The organism is Sphingobium ummariense RL-3 (genome assembly GCF_000447205.1).
GTDB classification, from domain to species: domain Bacteria; phylum Pseudomonadota; class Alphaproteobacteria; order Sphingomonadales; family Sphingomonadaceae; genus Sphingobium; species Sphingobium ummariense.
The window spans coordinates 7,501-25,665 of the sequence record NZ_AUWY01000048.1 but is presented as its reverse complement, the minus strand read 5'-3'; the positions used below and the strand labels follow the sequence as shown (position 1 = coordinate 25,665).

The 18,165-nt window shown below is 67.5% G+C and carries 17 protein-coding genes (1 of these 17 only partly in view); 16 read left to right on the top strand and 1 reads right to left on the bottom strand.

All coding sequences use genetic code 11. The features are described from left to right. Positions 1-60 precede the first annotated feature (60 nt). The 14 genes from M529_RS30730 to M529_RS30665 all read left to right on the top strand — a co-directional run bounded on the left by M529_RS30730 (position 61) and on the right by M529_RS30665 (position 14,339). On the top strand, positions 61-909 hold the full coding sequence (locus M529_RS30730) for a type II secretion system protein N (protein WP_021317094.1): 849 nt from the start codon (positions 61-63) through the stop codon (positions 907-909). Then, a complete protein-coding gene (gene gspD, locus M529_RS30725) occupies positions 906-3,107 on the top strand; it encodes a type II secretion system secretin GspD (protein WP_031294597.1) in 2,202 nt (733 codons plus the stop codon). The genes M529_RS30730 and gspD overlap by 4 nt, the downstream gene beginning before the upstream one ends. 77 nt (positions 3,108-3,184) lie before the next feature. Next, positions 3,185-4,726 carry a type II secretion system ATPase GspE gene (gene gspE, locus M529_RS30720; RefSeq protein ID WP_084490929.1) on the top strand — a complete coding sequence of 514 codons (1,542 nt, stop codon included), beginning with the start codon at positions 3,185-3,187 and terminating at the stop codon, positions 4,724-4,726. Further along, positions 4,719-5,936: a type II secretion system inner membrane protein GspF gene (gene gspF / locus M529_RS30715; RefSeq protein ID WP_021317091.1), complete on the top strand. Its 1,218-nt coding sequence runs from the start codon at positions 4,719-4,721 to the stop codon at positions 5,934-5,936. Before gspE ends, gspF begins: the two co-directional genes overlap by 8 nt. Positions 5,937-6,010: 74 nt before the next feature. Beyond that, on the top strand, positions 6,011-6,487 hold the full coding sequence (gene gspG, locus M529_RS30710; RefSeq protein WP_031294593.1) for a type II secretion system major pseudopilin GspG: 477 nt from the start codon (positions 6,011-6,013) through the stop codon (positions 6,485-6,487). 49 nt (positions 6,488-6,536) lie between these two features. Continuing rightward, complete coding sequence (locus tag M529_RS30705) at positions 6,537-7,028, top strand: GspH/FimT family pseudopilin (protein WP_021317089.1); 492 nt, start codon at positions 6,537-6,539, stop codon at positions 7,026-7,028. Continuing rightward, entirely contained in the window at positions 7,021-7,404 is a 384-nt protein-coding gene (gene gspI / locus M529_RS30700) for a type II secretion system minor pseudopilin GspI (RefSeq protein WP_021317088.1), read from the top strand. The genes M529_RS30705 and gspI overlap by 8 nt, the downstream gene beginning before the upstream one ends. Next, a complete protein-coding gene (gene gspJ, locus M529_RS30695) occupies positions 7,401-8,054 on the top strand; it encodes a type II secretion system minor pseudopilin GspJ (RefSeq protein ID WP_021317087.1) in 654 nt (217 codons plus the stop codon). The genes gspI and gspJ overlap by 4 nt, the downstream gene beginning before the upstream one ends. Next, positions 8,047-9,036 carry a type II secretion system minor pseudopilin GspK gene (gspK, locus tag M529_RS30690; protein WP_021317086.1) on the top strand — a complete coding sequence of 330 codons (990 nt, stop codon included), beginning with the start codon at positions 8,047-8,049 and terminating at the stop codon, positions 9,034-9,036. Before gspJ ends, gspK begins: the two co-directional genes overlap by 8 nt. Continuing rightward, positions 9,033-10,151 (top strand): type II secretion system protein GspL, encoded by a 1,119-nt coding sequence (gene gspL / locus M529_RS30685; RefSeq protein WP_021317085.1) that lies wholly within the window; start codon positions 9,033-9,035, stop codon positions 10,149-10,151. Before gspK ends, gspL begins: the two co-directional genes overlap by 4 nt. Then, a complete protein-coding gene (gene gspM / locus M529_RS30680) occupies positions 10,148-10,633 on the top strand; it encodes a type II secretion system protein GspM (RefSeq protein ID WP_021317084.1) in 486 nt (161 codons plus the stop codon). The genes gspL and gspM overlap by 4 nt, the downstream gene beginning before the upstream one ends. Beyond that, a complete protein-coding gene (gene gspN, locus M529_RS30675) occupies positions 10,630-11,352 on the top strand; it encodes a type II secretion system protein N (protein WP_031294590.1) in 723 nt (240 codons plus the stop codon). Before gspM ends, gspN begins: the two co-directional genes overlap by 4 nt. After that, complete coding sequence (locus M529_RS30670) at positions 11,349-12,104, top strand: prepilin peptidase (protein WP_021317082.1); 756 nt, start codon at positions 11,349-11,351, stop codon at positions 12,102-12,104. Before gspN ends, M529_RS30670 begins: the two co-directional genes overlap by 4 nt. A gap of 87 nt (positions 12,105-12,191) precedes the next feature. Next, on the top strand, positions 12,192-14,339 hold the full coding sequence (locus tag M529_RS30665; RefSeq protein WP_021317081.1) for a glycoside hydrolase family 43 protein: 2,148 nt from the start codon (positions 12,192-12,194) through the stop codon (positions 14,337-14,339). A gap of 228 nt (positions 14,340-14,567) precedes the next feature. On the opposite strand, the gene M529_RS30660 is transcribed toward M529_RS30665, so the two are convergent. Then, complete coding sequence (locus M529_RS30660; protein WP_021317080.1) at positions 14,568-15,452, bottom strand: LysR family transcriptional regulator; 885 nt, start codon at positions 15,450-15,452, stop codon at positions 14,568-14,570. A gap of 95 nt (positions 15,453-15,547) precedes the next feature. Between M529_RS30660 and M529_RS30655 the strand changes: the two genes are divergently transcribed. Together M529_RS30655 and M529_RS30650 are read left to right on the top strand one after the other, a co-directional pair. Beyond that, on the top strand, positions 15,548-17,047 hold the full coding sequence (locus tag M529_RS30655) for a CoA-acylating methylmalonate-semialdehyde dehydrogenase (protein ID WP_021317079.1): 1,500 nt from the start codon (positions 15,548-15,550) through the stop codon (positions 17,045-17,047). Between the two features lie 215 nt (positions 17,048-17,262). Continuing rightward, a protein-coding gene (locus M529_RS30650; RefSeq protein WP_021317078.1) for a hypothetical protein crosses the window boundary here: on the top strand, positions 17,263-18,165 show its 5' portion. It continues 1,518 nt past the right edge of the window; only the first 903 of its 2,421 coding nucleotides appear in the window; its start codon is at positions 17,263-17,265; its stop codon lies beyond the right edge, outside the window.

Here is an 18,165-nt window from a genome sequence, read left to right as displayed (position 1 = left end):
CTGCGAGTAAGAACAGGGGCCTAGCAGGCTGCTCAGCGACAAGGGGGAACAGCGACTTTCATGCGGGTGCCGTACGGCGATACCATCCGGGGTTTGGGCGGTCGCGTGCCGCGCATCGACTGGCTGCGTGTTCTGGAATATGGCGCGCTGGCGATCCTGGCGCTGCAGCTCGCCCGCCTCGCATGGGTGCTGGTAACGCCGGTGGGCAGCTTCGGCCCCTGGGAAGGCCGACAGGCGCAACTGCTGTCGCCCGCGGCCCGACAGGCGCTGTTTTCCAGTTTCGATCCCTTCTTCCGCACCGGCACGCCGCAGCAGGCGGGCAGTGGCGTGGTGACCTCGCTCGCGTTGACGCTCTACGGCATTCGCCTCAACGAAGGATCCGGCCAGGGATCGGCCATCGTCGCCGGGCCTGACGGAGTGCAGAACAGCTTCGCCGTGGGTGATGAGATCATGCCGGGCGTCGTGCTGAAGGCAGTCGCCTTCGACCATGTGACGATTGACCGGGGCGGGGCGGAGGAACAGCTCTTCCTCGACCAGTCGCAGCCGGCGGACGCCGCAGCTCCGGCAAGTGCGGCACCGACAACATCGCAGCCTTTCACGGCCGCGCCGCCCACCTCGCCTGGCCGCGACAACCCGACTGCCGAGAGCCTGAAAAGCGATATCGGCGTTGCACCGCGCATGGAAAGCGGACGCGTGACCGGCCTGGTCCTGCTGTCCAAGGGGCCGGGTTTCCAGAACGCCGGTTTCCAGTCCGGTGATGTCGTGACCCAGATCGACGGCCGCCCCGTCGGATCGGCGGGCGACCTCCAGGCGCTCCAGGGCAGGATCATACCCGGCGCGCGCATTTCCCTGATGGTGGAACGCGGCGCGTCTACGGTCCCCATCAATCTGACCTTGCAGGGCCAATGACCAGACCATTGCTTTATTCCGCCGCCATGGCCCTTGCGCTTGCGGCGCCGGTCGCGACGCCCGTTCTGGCGCAGCAGACGCTGAACGTGCGCGACGCTGATATCCGCGCCTTTATCCAGGATGCAGCGCGGGTGACGGGGCGCACCTTCATCATCGACAACCGGGTGCAGGGCAAGGTGTCGGTGGTGACCGACCGGCCGCTCTCACGCTCCGAATATTTCGAAATCTTCCTCTCGACCCTGCGCGCCAATGGGTTGGTGGCGGTGCCGGCTCCCGGCGGCGCGTACCGGATCCAGCCCGCCGACGGCGCGGCGGGTCAGCCAAGCGCGGTGGGCCGGGCGGCCAGCCGCAACAGCTTCGTGACGGAGGTGTTCCGCCTGCGTTCCATCGACGCGGCAAGCGCCCTGGAAACGCTGCGCCCGCTGGTGAGCAGGGACGGTTCCGTGACCGCCAACCGCGCGGGCAATAGCGTGGTGGTGGCCGATTATGCCGACAACATCGCCCGCATCCGCCAGGTGATCGCTCGGATCGACCGCGACAATGCGGCGACCCAGGTGGTGACGCTGACGAACGCCGGCGCACGCGAGATCGCGACCTCTCTCCAGGCGCTGGTGGCGGGTGGCGGCGGCGAGGGCGGGGCGCCCGCGTCGGCGCAGGTGGTCCCGATCGACAGCAGCAACAGCATCGCCATCCGGGGCGATGCCGGCACTGTCGCGCGGCTGGCGCAGATGGCCCGCGACCTGGACCGGCAGGCGGCGAGTGGCACTGAAATCCGCGTTTACTGGCTGGAGCATGCCGATGCCGAGAAGCTGCTGCCGGTGCTGCAGCAACTGGTCGGTCAGTCTTCCGCCCAGCCTGTGACGGCCTCCACAACCTCGGCTGGTGGCGCGCCCTCTGCTGCGCCCGCCAGCCAGGCGGCGGCACCGGTGGCAGCGGTGTCCACTGGATCGGCATCCGGTGGCGGCATCTCGACTCGCGGCCCCGCGATCGTCACCCGCTATGAGGGCGCGAATGCGATCATCGTCGCGGCGAACAGCGACGTGCAGCGCATGCTGGGCGAAACCATCCGCCAGATCGACACGCGGCGCGAACAGGTGCTGGTCGAAGCGATCATCGTCGAGATCAGCGACGCCGCCGCCAAGAAGCTGGGCGTGCAGTTTCTGATCGGCAGCACCTCGACCGGCTTTGCCGCCACCAACTACAGCAATGCGCAGCCCAACTTGCTCACCCTCGCGGGCGCCTATGCGGCAGATCGGCTCGGCACCACCACGACCACGGTAGTCGCGCCGGACGGGACACGGACGACCACCGAGGTGCGGGAAAATGGCGACCTCGCCAGCACGCTCCAGCAGGCGGCGGTCAGCAGCCTGCAAAGCGCCACCGGCGCGATCGCGGGGCTGGGCGGCAGCATCGGCAATAACGGCATTTTCGGCGCGATCATCAACGCGGTGAAGTCCGACACCGAAAGCAACCTGCTCTCGACTCCCTCGGTAATGACGCTCGACAATCAGAAGGCGTCGATCCTGGTCGGCCAGCAGGTGCCGATCACCACCGGAGAGGCGTTGAGCCAGAATTTCGACAACCAGTTCCGCACAGTCCAGCGGCAGGATGTCGGCATCAAGCTGGAGGTGAAGCCGCAGATCAACACCGGCGGCGCGATCAAGCTGTTCCTGAAACAGGAAGTGTCGAGCGTCGCCGGCCCGGTCAGCAACGACAACAGCGACCTCATCATCAACAAGCGCGAGATCGAGACCACGGTGACCGTGGACGATGGCGAGATATTGGCGCTGGGCGGGCTGCTCGACGACAATGAACGCCGCACGATCGAGCGCATCCCGCTGCTGTCCGACATTCCCGGGATCGGCGAACTGTTCAAGTCGCGCTCGAAGAACCGGACCAAGACCAACCTCATGGTCTTCATCCGCCCGACGATCTTGCGCTCCAAGGAGGATGCGCAGAAGCTGACGCAGCAGCGCTACGGCTATGTCCGGGGGATGCAGCTCCAGCGCAATCCCGACGCGGAGCCGAGCATCGACGAACTGGTGCGCGACTATATGGGCGCGGTGCCGCCGGGCGTTGCGGCCGGCCCGGGCGACATGGTGGCCCAGCCCCCGGCGCAGGTGATCGAGCCCACCGTGCGCGAATCGAGCGGCGTGGTGCGGCCCGTGGACCTGCCGCCGAGCGGGGGGCAGCAGTGAGCGAAGAGAGCAATTCCGGTGCTCCTGCGAAGGCAGGAGCCCAAGGTTCGAGTGCGGAACCCGATCGCCCCGAGCTCCTGCTTTCGCAGAAGAACGGAGAGAGCATCTCCCCTGCAATTCCCCTCCGCCCGGTCGACATCCCTTATGGCTTCGCCCGCAAGCATGGCGTGGTGATCCTGCCGGAAGAAGGCGCTCGCCTGATCATCGCGGTGCGTGAAGGCAGCGACCCGCGTGTGCTGCTGGAGGTACGTCGCCATCTGGCCAGGAGCTTCGACGTCCGCTTCGTCGATCCGGCGCAGTTCGACCGGCACCTGTCCGATCATTATGCGATGGACGGCAGCGCCGCGGCCATGGCCGGATCATTGGACGTCGGGGCGGACGAGCTCGACATGCTCGCCGCCGACATCCCCACCGCCGACGACCTGCTCGACAGCGCCGACGACGCGCCCGCCATCCGCCTCATCAACGGCATCATCGCCGAGGCCGCGCGGCAGGGCGTGTCGGACATCCATATCGAACCCTATGAAACCGGCCTGATCGTGCGGATGCGGATCGACGGCGTGCTGCGCGAAACGCTGCGCATGCCGCCCCATGTCGCGCCCGTGGTCGTCAGCCGCATCAAGGTCATGGCCCGGCTCGACATCGCCGAGCGGCGCGTGCCGCAGGACGGGCGCATCGGCCTGACGCTCGGCGGCAAGCTGCTCGACGTCCGCGTCTCCACCCTGCCGAGCCGCGCGGGCGAGCGTGTGGTGCTGCGCATTCTCGACAAGGAGAATGCAGGCATCAACCTCGACCTGCTCGGCATGACGGGCGCGCCCGATCGCATCTTCCGCGAGGGGCTGTCCGAACCCAATGGCATCATCCTCGTCACCGGCCCGACCGGATCGGGCAAGACGACGACGCTCTATGCAGGCCTGCGCCAGCTCAACGACGGCACCCGCAACATCCTGACGGTCGAGGATCCGGTCGAATATGCGATCGAGGGAGTCGGCCAGACCCAGGTCAATGCGAAGGTCGGCCTGACCTTCGCCGCCGGCTTGCGCGCGATCCTGCGGCAAGACCCCGACGTGGTGATGGTAGGTGAAATCCGCGACCGCGAAACCGCCGAGATCGCGGTCCAGGCGTCGCTGACGGGCCATCTCGTCCTTTCCACAGTCCACACCAACGACGCCGTGGGCGCGATCACGCGAATGCGCGACATGCGGGTCGAGCCCTTCCTGCTCGCCTCTACCCTGCGCGCAGTCATCGCCCAGCGGCTTGTCCGCCGCCTGTGCCAGCATTGCCGCGAGCCGGTGCAGGCGGACAAGTCGGCGAGCGCGCTGCTGGGCTTCGACCCCGGCACGATCATCTACAGGGCGCGCGGCTGCGAGGAATGCAGCGGCACCGGCTACAAGGGCCGGATCGGCGTGTTCGAGGCGATCCGCGTCGACGACACCATCCGCCGCCTGATCAACGACGGTGGCGATGAATCCCTGATCGCGCGCCACGCCTTCCTCAACGCCCCGAATCTGGGGTCGGCGGCCCGTGCGCTGGTGCGCGACGGACAGACCACGGCGGAAGAGGCCATCCGCGTGTCGCGCCGCGACGTGGTCGAGGTGGAAACCATCGCCGATGGCTGATTACGACTATGTCGCGATCGACCCTGCAGGGAAGGAGCGCAAGGGATCGGTCAAGGCCGAGACGGTCGAGGATGCGCGCGCCCGGCTGGACGCGCGCAAGCTTTTCATCGTGCGGCTGGAGCCGGGCGCAGCGGAGGTGGCGCGCAAGCGGGCCGGACTGTCCTTCCGCGCGCAGCGCCTCTCTGCCAAGGAACTGACCCTCTTCACGCGCCAGCTTTCGACTCTGGTGCAGGTCAGCCCGATCGAGGAAGCGCTGCGCACGATTGGCCGTCAGAGCGAACAGCCCCATGTCCGCGCGATCGTGGGCAAGGTGCATGGCGGCGTGCTGGAGGGGCGGCGGCTGGCCGACGCGCTGGGCGCGGAGCCCAAAAGCTTCCCCCCGCTCTACCGCGCGATGATTTCCGCCGGCGAAAGCTCTGGCAGCCTGCCGACGATCATGGAGCGGCTCTCCATCCTTATGGAACGACAGGCGGTGATGCGCTCCAAGGTGCTGACCGCGATCGCCTATCCCACCGTACTGGCGGTGTTCGCCGTCTGCGTCGTCGCCGCGCTGATGATCTTCGTCGTGCCCAAGGTGGTGGAGCAGTTCGACACCGTAGGGCAGAAGCTGCCGCTGCTGACCCGGCTGGTGATGGGGCTGTCCGCCTTTCTCGCCGGCTACTGGTGGCTGCTGGCGATCCTGATCGGCCTCGGCGCCTTCGCCTTCTGGCGCGCGCTGAAGGTCGAGGGCTTCCGCTACCGCTTCGACGCGATGCTGCTGGGCCTGCCGCTGCTGGGGCGGCTGATTCGCGACCTTCATGCGGCGCGGATGGCGCGCACGCTCTCCACCATGGTCGCGAGCCGCCTGCCGCTGATGGAGGGGCTGACGCTCACTACCCAGACGGTCCACAACCGGGTGCTGCGCCAGGCATCGGACCAGATCGTCGAGGCGATCCGCGGCGGCGGCAGCCTGTCGGCGGCGCTGCGCCGCGCCGGCGTCTTCCCGCCGCTGCTGGTCTATCTGGCGGCGAGCGGCGAGAGCGCCGGCCGGCTCGACACCATGCTGGAGCGCGCCGCCGACTATCTCGAACGCGAATTCGACAGCTTCACGTCGGCCGCGCTCGCCATGCTGGAGCCGGTCATCATCATATTGATGGGCGGCATCGTCGCCGTCATCATCCTGTCCATCCTGCTGCCGATATTGCAGCTGCAGAGCCTCACAGGGGCCTGAAGGAGTTGAATATGGATCACCTTTCCTCCCGTTATCCCGGCGAAAGCCGGGATCTCACTTCTCTTCGGAGATTTGTGGCGCTTCCCGAAAGCAAGCGGGATCCCGGCTTTCGCCGGGATGACGAAGATCAAGGGAGCGAAGCCGGATTTACCCTGGTGGAGCTCATGGTCGTCATCGTCATCATCGGCCTGCTGGCGACGATCGTGGCGATCAACGTGATCCCTGCGACCGACACCGCCCGGGTGGAGAAGGCGAAGGCGGACATCTCCACCATCGAGCAGGCGCTGGAGCAGTACCGGCTCGATAACCTGACCTATCCGGCGGCGACCGACGGGCTGCAGGCGCTGCTGACGCCGCCCGCCTCGCTGGCGCAGCCGCAACGCTATCGCCGGGGCGGCTATATCAAGAAGCTGCCGCAGGATCCGTGGGGCCGGGCCTACATCTACACCGTGCCGGGGCGGAAGGGCGCGTTCGACATCAGCTCGCTGGGCGCCGACGGCCAGCCGGGCGGCGAGAATGAGAATGCGGATATCCTTTCCAGCGAACTCTGAGGCCCCGCCCTCTCTGTTCCCCGGCGAAGGCCGAGGTCGAGAGCCCTGGGTGCAGCGTGTCGCTTCCTGGGTCCCGGCCTTCGCCGGGGCGCGCTCATCGCGCGAGGACCGCGGCTTCACCCTGATCGAGCTGATGGTCGTCCTGACGATCATCGGTTTCATTTCCGCTGCCGTCGTGCTGGCGATCCCCGACCCGCGCGGGCGGGTGATCGAGGATGCCGACCGCTTCGCCGCGCGCGTGGCCGCCGCGCGCGACGAAGCGGTCGTCACCGCACGCCCGATGGGCGTGTGGGTTTCCGCCTCGGGCTACGGCTTCCAGCGACGCGACGGGTCGCTATGGGTGCCGCTGGAGGACAAGCCCTTCGCCACCGCCGACTGGAAGGGCGGCACGCGGGCGCTGGTGGGCAGGGAAGGCCGCCAGCAGATCGCCTTCGACGGCACGGGCCTGCCGACCGATCCCATGACCATCACCCTGGCGCGCGAGGGCGAGCGGGTGTCCGTGACCGTCGACATGGCCGGAAAGGTCATGGTCGGTGGGTAGGAAGCGTCGCACCGCGCGGGACCGCGAGAGCGGTTTCACCCTGCTCGAAATGATGGTTGCGTTGGCGGTGTTCAGCCTCGCCGCCCTCGCGCTGGTGCGGTTGCAGAGCGTGACGCTCCACACCGCTGCCGATCTCGACAGCAAGGCGATGGCGCAGATCGTGGCGCGCAACCTGATGGTGGAGGTCCAGACCGATCCCGCACCGCCTTCCGTGGGCATGGAGGAGGGCGATGTCGACAATGGCGGCCGCCGCTGGCACTGGGCACGCACGGTCAAGGCGACCGATGATAAGCGATTGCTCCAGGTCGACCTGACGGTGGATGGGCAGGGCGGCGCCTCACCCGTGGTGCTGAGCTTCGTGCGGGTGGTGGGATGATGGCGCCCCGATCCCGAGCGGAAACCCGCGAGTCAGGCTTCACCCTCATCGAGCTGCTCGTCGCGCTGATGATCTTCGCCATGCTGGCGGCGGCGGGCGTGCTGCTGCTGGGCAACAGCGTGTCGGCGCAAGCCCAGGTGAAGGCGCGGCTGGACGACATGGCGGCGGTGCAGCGAACCGCAGGCGCGCTCGCGGCCGATCTCGGTCAGGCGGTGCCGCGCATCAGCCGTACCGAAACGGGCACGCTGGCGCCCGCCTTCTGGTCGCATCGGGAGGGGGAGAGCCTGCCGGTGATGCAGTTCGTGCGCGGCGGTTGGGACAATCTGGGCGACCTGCCGCGTCCTTCCCTGCAAAAGGTCGAATATTGGGTGCGGCAGGGGCGGCTGGAGCGGCGCACCTATGCGCAGGTGGACGGCGCGGTGGGGGACGATCCGGCGGCGCTGCTCGACCATGTCGAGGACGTCGCCCTGCGTTTCCGCGACGCGCGCGGGGATTGGCGCGAGGAATGGACCCCGACCCAGCCCGACCTCATGCCCCGCGCCGTCGAGATGACCATCGCCCGCACCGGCGAACCGCCGGTCACGCTGCGCTTCCTGGTGGCGCCGGGACCGATGGAGAAGCCCCTGGTCGAGGAGGCGCCCGGTGCCTGACCGCAAGCGCCCGTCCGAGGAGGGCGCCGCGCTGCTGACCGTGCTGCTGCTGGTTGCGGTGATGGCGGTGGTCGCCTCCACCGCGCTGGAGCATCTCGCTCTGGCGACCCGCATGACCGGCAATGGCGGCGCGGTCGAGCAGGGGCGTGCCTTCGCCGATGCCGGGACGGAGATCGCCCGCCTGCGCATCGGCGACCTGGTGCAGGCCAATCCGGGCAAGATCACGCTGGCGGGCGGCTGGATGGGGACGCCGCAGGCGATCCCCGTGCCGGGCGGCGTCGCCACGGCGCGGGTGACCGACGGGGGCAACTGCTTCAACCTCAACAGCGTGGTTTCGGGCGAGAGCGAGTCCGCGTTGAGCGTGCGTCCCGTGGGCGTCATCCAGTTCCAGGCGCTGCTCCAGGCGCTGGGCGTGGACGCGCGGCAGGCCCAGGCCGTCGCCGCCTCGCTCGCCGACTGGATCGACAGCGACAGCGTGCCCCAGCCGGGCGGTGCGGAGGACGAGACCTACGCCCAGCTGACGCGCCCCTATCGCACTGCCAACCGCTTCATGGTGGACGCGAGCGAACTCCGTGCGGTCAACGGCGTGAGCCCGGCGATCTACGATCTGGTGAAGCCCTGGGTCTGCGCGCTGCCGACCGACGACCTGTCGCCGCTCAACGTCAACACGCTGCTGCCCGATCAGGCGCCGCTGGTGGCGATGCTGCTGCAGGGACAGGCGAGCGTGGCGCAGGTGCGGCAGATACTGGCGCAGCGCTCGCCGGACGGCTACGGAGGCGTGCCGCAATTCTGGGACCTGTTCAAGGCCATGGGCATCAATCCGCTGGATGAGGCGGGGCAGCAGGTCAAGGTGACGACGGGATTCTTCAGGGTGGATGTGACGGTCGATGTCGGGGGGACGCAGGTGGTGGAACGGGCCTTGATCGATGCCCGGCAGAGCCCGGCCGTGCTGGTGCGCCGCAACTGGGGCGCCGGCGCATGAGCGTGCGCGAAGGGCTGATCGTCGCGATCCCGGAGGCCGCCGACGCGGAACCGCTCTGGATGCGCGTCGTCGATGGCGCGGTGGTGAAAACCGGCGCCGGATCGAACTGGCTCGCCGCCTGCGGGCTGCAGGTGCTGCCGCCCGAAACGGTGGTGATGCTGGTCCCGCCCGCTGCTCTGGTAACGTTGCGCTGGGTGTCCCATCCCGACCTGCCACCCCGGCAGGCGCGCGCGGCGGCGCGGCTGGCGGCGCTGGCGGACGCGATCGTGCCGGCCGACCAGCTGTTCGCTGCCGCCGACGAGAATGACGATCCAGCCCGGCCGCACATCATCGCCGTCGCGGCGCGCAGCGACATGCAGCACTGGCTGCTCTGGGCGCAGCATCATGGGTTGGACCCGGACGTCATCGTGCCCGCGCCGCTGTTGCTGCCCGAGCCGGAGGAGGGGTTGACGCAGGGCACGATCGGCGGCGAGCCGGTGCTGCGCGGACGGGACATGGCGCTGCCGGGCGATCTGGCGCCCCTGGGGTTGGCAGGCGAAGCGCCGGTGCGCGACGCTCTTCCGGCTGAGGTGGATGCCATCGCCATCGTCGCGCTGGAACGCCCGCCACTCGACATGCGGCAGGGCGACTTCGCCAAGCGTGTGCGGCGGAGCTGGGACCGGCGGGCGCTGGCGCGGATCGCCGTCTGGGTCGGTTTCATCCTGCTTGCCAGCCTGCTGATCGCGCTGGTCCAAATCACTCGGCAGAATCTGGCCGCCAGCAGCCTGGACAGCGAGAGCCTGGCGCTGGCACAGCAGGTCGTGCCGGGCGCGCAGGATGTCACCGCCGCGGAGGCGGAGATGGACCGGCAGCTCGCCGCGCGCGGCGCGGGCGGCTACGCCTTTACCGCCCCGGTCGCAGGGCTGATGACAGCCCTGCAGGATGCGCCCGGCGTATCGCTCACTGCCCTTTCGCGCGATCCCGACGGCGTGATCCGCGCCACGCTGGCGGCGGCGAAGGCCGAAGACATCAACCTTGTGCTGATCGCCTTGCAGGCGGCGGGCTACACGATCACGGCAACTCCTTCGCGCGATCCCGGCGGTCAGACGCTGGCGGACATCACGGTGCGGTCATGACGGAACGGTTGAAGGCCCTTTGGGCGGAACGCTCGGCCCGCGAGCAATGGATGCTGGGGGTGATGTTCGCCCTGCTGGCGATCGTCATCCTGTGGCTGGGCATCGCCATGCCGCTCGATCGCGCGCAGCGATCGGTGCGGGGCGCGCTGCGCGAGGCGACCGACCGCAACGCGGCGGTCCGCGCCAAGGTGAAGCTGCTGAAGTCGCTGCCTCGGGGCGCCGCCGCCGGTCCAGCCCTGCCGCTGGAGCAATTCGTGGGGCAGAGCGCCGGCGAAGCCGGGCTGACGGTGGAACGCCTGCAGGCACAGGGCGATGATCGGATCGACATCGCTGTCGGATCCGTACGACCGGTGGCGCTCTTCTCCTGGTTAGCGACGCTTGAGGCGCAGGGCGTGCGGGTCGAGACGATGAGCGCGCGGCCCTCGCCGACCGCCGGCAGTGTGTCGGTGCAGGCGGTACTGGTGCGGGGTGTGGGGCAATGATGGGATTGCATCTCTCCCGCCGGGCCAGGATCGCCCTTTTTCTCGTCCTGCTGCTGGGCCTCATCCTGTTCCTGCCGATGCGCGTGGCATTGGGGCTGGCAGGGCTGGAGCGGCTCGGCGTTTCCGCGCGGGAGGTGCGGGGCACCATCTGGGGCGGTCGGATCGACGGGCTGATGCTGGGCGACATGCCGCTTGGCACGGTACGCGCCGGCCTCTCCCCCATCTCCTTGCTGATGGGCCGCGCGCGCTTCGATATCTTGCGGCGGCGCGGCCAGGCGGATGATATTTCCGGCGCGCTGACGGTCGGCATCGGGCGCATCGGCATCGACGACGTTACCGGGCCGGTGCCGCTCGGCCGCACCTTCGCGCCGCTGCCTGTGGGCAGCCTGTCGCTGGAGGATGTGAGCGGCTATTATAGCGGCGATCGCTGCGGCCATGCCGAAGGGCGCGTGCGCGCGCACATGGCGGGCCAGATTGCCGGGCTGAACCTGTCGCAGGGCCTGTCGGGCATCGCCACCTGCGACGGCGACGCGCTGCTGCTGCCGCTGGTCAGCCAGTCGGGCCTGGAAAAGGTCGACCTGCGCATCTGGCGATCGGGCCGCTATGTCGCGGAGATGCGGGTCGAAACTGCCGATCCCACGCTCGCGCAGACGCTGGCGCAGGCCGGCTTCGCGCAGGTCGGCAATGCACGGCTGTTGAAGATCGAAGGGATGTTGTGATCGATCCGCTGGCGGCCGCAGCCGGCGGCATTGCGGGGGCGATCGCTGGCAGCTTTCTGGCGACGCTGATCCTGCGCTGGCCGCAGGGGCGGGGCATCGCGCGGGGACGATCGGCCTGTGACGGTTGCGGCCGGACGCTGCGTTCTACGGAGTTGGTGCCGCTGCTCAGCTGGCTCGTGCAGCGCGGACGCTGCCGCGCCTGCGGGGCGCGGATCGACCTGCTGCACCCACTGGTGGAGATGGGCTGCGCACTCATCGGCGGCGCTGCGTTGGGTCTGTCACCCGATCTCGGCGGCGTCGGCTGGGCGTTGCTCAGCTGGCTGCTGCTGACGCTGGCGATACTCGATTGGCGGCATTTCTGGCTGCCCGACGCGCTGACCTTTCCGGTGGCCTTCCTCGGGTTCACCATCGGATCGTGGTCGACTGATGCTTCCTTGGTTGACAGGGCGATCGGTGCGGCGCTGGGCTATGGCGCGCTGCTGCTGATCGCGCTTAGCTATCGTAAATTGCGGGGGCGCGAGGGGCTGGGGCTGGGCGATGCCAAGCTGCTGGGCGCGCTGGGCGCCTGGTTCGGGTGGCAGGCATTGCCCTTCATCCTGCTCGTGGCTTCCGGTACGGGACTGCTGGCGGTACTGGGTGCGGCCATGCTGGGGCAGGGCGTGCGGACAAGCACCCGCGTGCCGCTCGGCACATTCCTCGCCCTGGCGGCGGTGCCCGGCTGGATGCTGGCCTCCGCCGTGGGCGTCTCCTGATTATCGACATTTACTCCGACAAATAATTGCCGCTAATACCGCTATCAGGCGTTCGGAGATTCGGCGCGGCGAGGAAAGGATCGGGACGTGTCGAATTGGAGCCAGAAGCACTTTCGCGCCTGGACGGGCATCGCCGTGGCCCTTTTCCTCGCCGGGCCGGCCGCGGCCCAGGTGAAGCCGACGCCATCCGATGCGACGAAGACGTGGACGCCGGATAACGGCAATGGCACCTTTACCAACCCATTGTTCAACGACGAGTTTTCCGATCCCGACGTCATCCGGGTCGGCGACGATTTCTATATGACTGGCACGACCATGCACGTCATGCCCGGCCTGCCGGTGCTTCATTCGAAGGACCTGGTGAACTGGACGCTGCTCGGCTACGCCTTCGACCGGCTGGACATGGGGCCGGAATATCGCTTCGTCGATGGCAAGGATGCCTATGGCAACGGCATCTGGGCGCCGGCGTTCCGCTATCACGACGGAACCTTCTACATCTTCTCGAACATCAACGGCCATGGCACGCAGGTTTTTCGAGCGAAGAACCCGGCCGGGCCGTGGACCCGCAACGCGCTGGGCGCGACGCTGCACGATCTGTCTGTGCTGTTCGACGACGATGGGCGGGTTTACGCCGTCTATGGTTATGGCGCGGTGCATCTGGTCGAGCTGAAGCCCGATCTCAGCGGCATCGTCGAGGGCACCGACCGCGTCGTCATCCCGGAGGGGAGCGCGATGGGGGAAGGCCATCATTTCTACAAGATCAACGGCAAATATATCCTGATCACCGCCGATTACGCCCCCGTCGGCCGGATGATGGCGGCCCGCGCCGATCGGGTCGATGGCCCCTATGAAACCGTGAACATCTCCAGCCGGGAGACCATGGGCTTGGGGAAGGGATGGTCCGCGCCTACCGTTCGGGGCCGCCCCGTTCCCGCACCCGGCGATCGCATCGATCTGGTCGAACCCAATCCCCGGGAACTGGGCGTCGTGCCTCTGCACCAGGGCGGCATCGTTGACCTGCCGAACGGAGACTGGTGGGGCTTCTCGATGATGGACACCAAGGCGATGGGACGCACGACCTTTCTCTCCCCGGTGACATGGAAGGATGGCTGGCCCTTTTTTGGCCTGCCCGGCAATCTGGGGCGCAGCCCGCGGACCTGGATCAAGCCGGCGACCGGGGCGGGTGGGCCGCCCACGCCTACCTATCAGCGGAACGACAGCTTCGCCGGGCCAAAGCTGCAACCCGTGTGGCAGTGGAACCATGTGCCCGACGACAGCAAATGGTCGCTGCGCGAGCGTCGCGGCTTCCTGCGCCTGCACAGCCTGGCCGCGCCGCATTTCCTGCTGGCGCGCAACAGCCTGACGCAGCGGGCGGTGGCACCCGAGTCCATCGCGACCGCCGTGCTCGATGCTTCGGGGCTGAAGGCCGGGGATGTCGCCGGCCTGGGGCTGCTCAGTATTCCCTATTCCTATGTGGCGGTGGTGCGCGACGGCGCGGCCTTCCGGCTGCGTTTCTATGACCTTCTCACCAACCGGACGATCGAGGAGCCGTTGCCGGAGCCTCGCGTGAGCCTGCGGGTCGACGGGGATTATGAGACGGAGGTGGCCCGGTTCAGCTACAGCACCGACGGCCGCACCTTCCGCCCGATCGGCGGCGATGTGCGGCAAGCCTTCCAGCTCAAGACCTTCCAGGGCGTTCGCTATGCCCTCTTCGCCTTCAACGAGAAGGGCTTGGCGGCAGGTCACGCGGACTTCGATGACTTCCGCCTCGACGAGCCCTTCGCTGACCGATCGGCCAATATCCCGAGCGGCAAGGTGGTCACCATCCGCAACCTGGCGGATGACCGGCCGATCCGTACCGATCCGCATGGCATGCTGAACTTCGCACGGCCGGACTCACCGCAGGCACAGGGGCCCGGCACGCGCTTCCGCATCCATGATCGGGGGCAGGGGCGCGTCGCGATCGAGGCAATGGACGGCAGCGGTTTCCTGACGGTCGTGGGGGAAGGGCTACCGGCCGACGTGCGGCTGATGAAGGCCGAGACGAAAGACAGCTTGTTCCAGTGGCAGGACATGCTGCGTCACCAGTTCATGCTGATGTCCCTGCGCACCCACCGCTATGTCGGATTGAATCCCGCCACCGGCGAACCCTATTCTGCCGATTGGCCGGGTACCGGCCCGGACCGCAAGGATGGCACCGTGCTGGTCTGGACGGAAGCGCGGCCTGCACCCTGAGCGGATCGAGGGACGCCGGTCGCCGGCCTCAACAGGGTGTTTCGAGCTGGGCAGGCCGCAGGAACGTGATCCTGCACTGCACGTCGGTTCGGCTTTCTACCAGACCTTCCACGGCGAATGATACGTCAATAAAGAAATCAATTACTTAGGCGCATGGTTCGATCCTGTCGCCCCAGGCCAAAGCCGACCGGAGATCCGGGCGAAGCGGCGCCACTGCCTGCCGGTGCTCTACAGCACTTCCCTTCTCAACCGCACCGCTTCGTCCAGGAAGTCGACCGTTGCGCGAACCCGCGGCAGCCTCTGCAGGTCCGCGTGCATCACCAGCCAGTAGCTGCGCCAGATCTCGACCTGATCGGGCAGGAGCCGCACCAGCCGGGAATCATCCCTCGCCGCGAAGACGTGAAGTACGCCCAGGCCCATGCCCGCCGCGACCGCCGCATGCTGCGCTGCGCTGGAGCTTGCGCGAAAGGCTATGCGCGCGCCTGATAGTATCTGGTCAAGCGCGATCATCTCTGGAAAGCCCGCCAGCTCCTCTATATAGGAAACGAAGGGGTGCTGGCTCAGATCGGCGCGGCTTTCGGGCATGCCGGTCGCCTCCAGATAATCCCGTGCACCATAGAGACCCAGCCGATAATCGGTGAGCTTTCGCGCCACCAGCCGTCCGCGTGGAGGCGGCTTCAGCATGACGGCTATGTCCGCCTCTCGCTTGGACAAGCTCGTCGAGCGGCTTTCGGACGCCAGCTCCAGCATCAGCCGGGGATGACGCGCGCGCAGCGCCGCGATATGCGGCGCGACCAGATGCGCGGCGAAGGCTTCCGGCGTCGTCAGCCGAACCGTACCGTCAACCTCCCGGTCACGCCCCGCGACGCTCGCCGCCGCTGCCAGCAATTCGCTCTCGATCCGCTCGGCATGGCCCAGCAGGGCAAAAGCGGCCGGGGTCGGCGTTACCCCGCGCGGCGATCTGTCGAAAAGGCGTGCGTCCAGCATCGCTTCCATGGCGTTGAGCCGACGTGCGACCGTACTATGGTCTACCCCTGTGCGGCGCGCCGCAGCAAGCATATTTCCTTCGCGCATCATCGCCAGGAACAGGCGCAGGTCGTCAGAACTCAGCATAGGCACTTCTGCACAATCAATGTGTTCATAACCCTGTATCTCTGCACAACCACCGGGTCTATACCATCCCGCATAAAGACCGCAGGAGAGCGATCATGCGTTCAGTCACTCATTTCATCCATGGGAAGGTTGCCCCGCTGCCCGGCGCGCGGCTGTCCGACATCCTCGATCCCTCGACCGGGGCAGTCCAGGCGCAGGTCGAGCTGGCGGACGCCGCCCATCTTTCCAGGGCAGTCGATTCCGCCCGCGCGGCGCAGCCCGATTGGGCGGCGGTCAACCCGCAGCGCCGAGCCCGCGTGATGTTCCGTTTCAAGGAACTGATCGAGCAGAATATGGACGATCTCGCCCGACTGCTCTCCTCCGAGCATGGCAAGGTGATCGCCGACGCCAAGGGAGACATCCAGCGAGGGCTGGAGGTTGTTGAGTTCGCCTGCGGCATCCCGCATCTGCTGAAGGGTGAGTATACCGAAGGCGCCGGTCCCGGCATTGACGTCTATTCGATGCGCCAGCCGTTAGGCATTGTCGCGGGCATCACCCCCTTCAACTTCCCTGCGATGATTCCGCTCTGGATGGCGTCCATGGCGATCGCATGCGGCAATGCCTTCATCCTGAAGCCCTCCGAGCGTGACCCATCGGTGCCGGTGCGCCTGGCCGAACTGGCGCTGGAGGCGGGCCTGCCCGAAGGCATCCTGAACGTCGTCCACGGCGACAAGGAAGTGGTCGACGCGATCCTCGACCATCCCGATATCAAGGCGGTGAGCTTCGTCGGTTCGTCCGATATCGCCAACTATGTCTATGCCCGCGCCGCCCAGAACGGCAAGCGCGCCCAATGCATGGGCGGCGCGAAGAATCATGGCATCATCCTGCCGGACGCGGACATGGACCAGGCGGTCGCCGATATCATCGGCGCGGCCTATGGATCGGCGGGCGAGCGCTGCATGGCGCTGCCGGTCGTGACCCCGGTGGGCGAAGCGACGGCCGAGATCCTTCGCGAGAAGCTCGTCGCCGCGATCGACACGCTCCGCCCCGGCATCCCGACCGACCCCGACGCGCAGTACGGCCCACTCGTCACCGGCGCCCATAAGGCGCGGGTGGAAAGCTATATCCAGATGGCGGTCGACGAAGGCGCGGAGATCGTCGTCGACGGGCGCGGCTTCTCACTCCAGGGCTATGAGCAGGGCTTTTATCTCGCCCCGACGCTGATCGACCGGGTGACGCCGCAGATGAAGAGCTACCAGGACGAAATTTTCGGCCCTGTGCTCCAGATCCTGCGCGCCGAGACCTTCGAAGAGGCGTTGGCCTATCCGAGCCGGCACCCATATGGCAATGGCGTCGCCATCTTCACCCGCAACGGCGACATGGCGCGCCGGTTCGCAGCGCAGGTGGAGGTCGGAATGGTCGGGATCAATGTGCCCATCCCGGTGCCGGTCGCCTATCACAGCTTCGGCGGCTGGAAGCGCTCCGGTTTCGGCGACCTCGACCAGTACGGCATGGACGGCGTGCGCTTCTACACTCGCACCAAGAAGATCACGCAGCGTTGGCCCTCGGGCGGCGCGGTGGTCGACCAGAGCTTCGTCATCCCGACGATGAAATAGGGCAGATCCCACCGGGCGAAGGGCCGCGACTCCAGGAAGGGGTTGCGGCCTTTTCTGTTGCGGGGAGAGGATGCGAGCCGACATAGAACCGTCGCTGGATGCAATGGCGCGCAAGCTCCGCTGACTTGCTTTCGCCATTTGCGCAGGGGCTTGGCATCACCGGGCCGATGTGGGACAGGGGGCTGGGGCGCTGAATGATGATGCTGGAAGGATAGATGCCCCTGCACCGCAATTGCCGACGCCTGGTTCTCCCGTTGATCGCGTCGGCCGCTCTGGCCCTTGGCATTGCGCCAGCGGGCGCCGCCGATCCCGCCCCGTTCGAACTTCCCGGCCCCGGCCTTCGCATCACGGTGAAGCGCGGCGATGCGGTTCTGCCGATCGCGCAGGTGCCCAGCCTCACCGCAGGGGACGAGCTTTCGATCAAGGCGGAGCTTCCGGAAGAGCAGGGCGCGCACTTCATCCTTCTTTCCGCCTTCCTGCGCGGCGCGACCAATCCGCCGCCCAAGGACTGGATCAAGGCGGCCGAAACCTGGAAGCCCAAGGAAAAGGATAACAGCCTCCGCCTCACCGTGCCCAAGGGCGCTCGGCAGATGACGCTGTTCCTTGTCCCCGACACCGGCGGGGCGGAAGGAACCATTGCCGATGCCGTGCGCGGCAAGCCTGGCGAGTTCATTCGCGCCACGCAGGAGCTGAATCAGGCCTCGCTCGACCGCTCGCGGCTTGACGCCTTCATGGCGGCGATCCGCGCGCAGGACAATTATCATCCCGAATATCTCCGCAGCGTCGCCCCCGCGCTCGCCCGCAGCCTGTCGATGAAGCTGAACGAGGAATGCCTGTCCAAGGTGATTGAGCTGCAGGCCTCCTGCCTGCTCGAAAATCGCGACGCGCTTGTACTCGCCGATGTGCACAGCAGTTCCGTCGCCGAGACGCTGACCGGGGCACCCACGGACCTCGTCCTTCAGCTCAGTTCCACGCGGGAGGCGGGCTATGGCTATTACAGCCCCTATATCGGCGTGGTGCGCGACCTTGCCCGGATCTTCGGGGCGTTCAGCAACCCGCAGTTCAACTATCTGCCGACATTGAGCGTCCGTCGCGACGACGGCGTGTCCTTGCTGCTC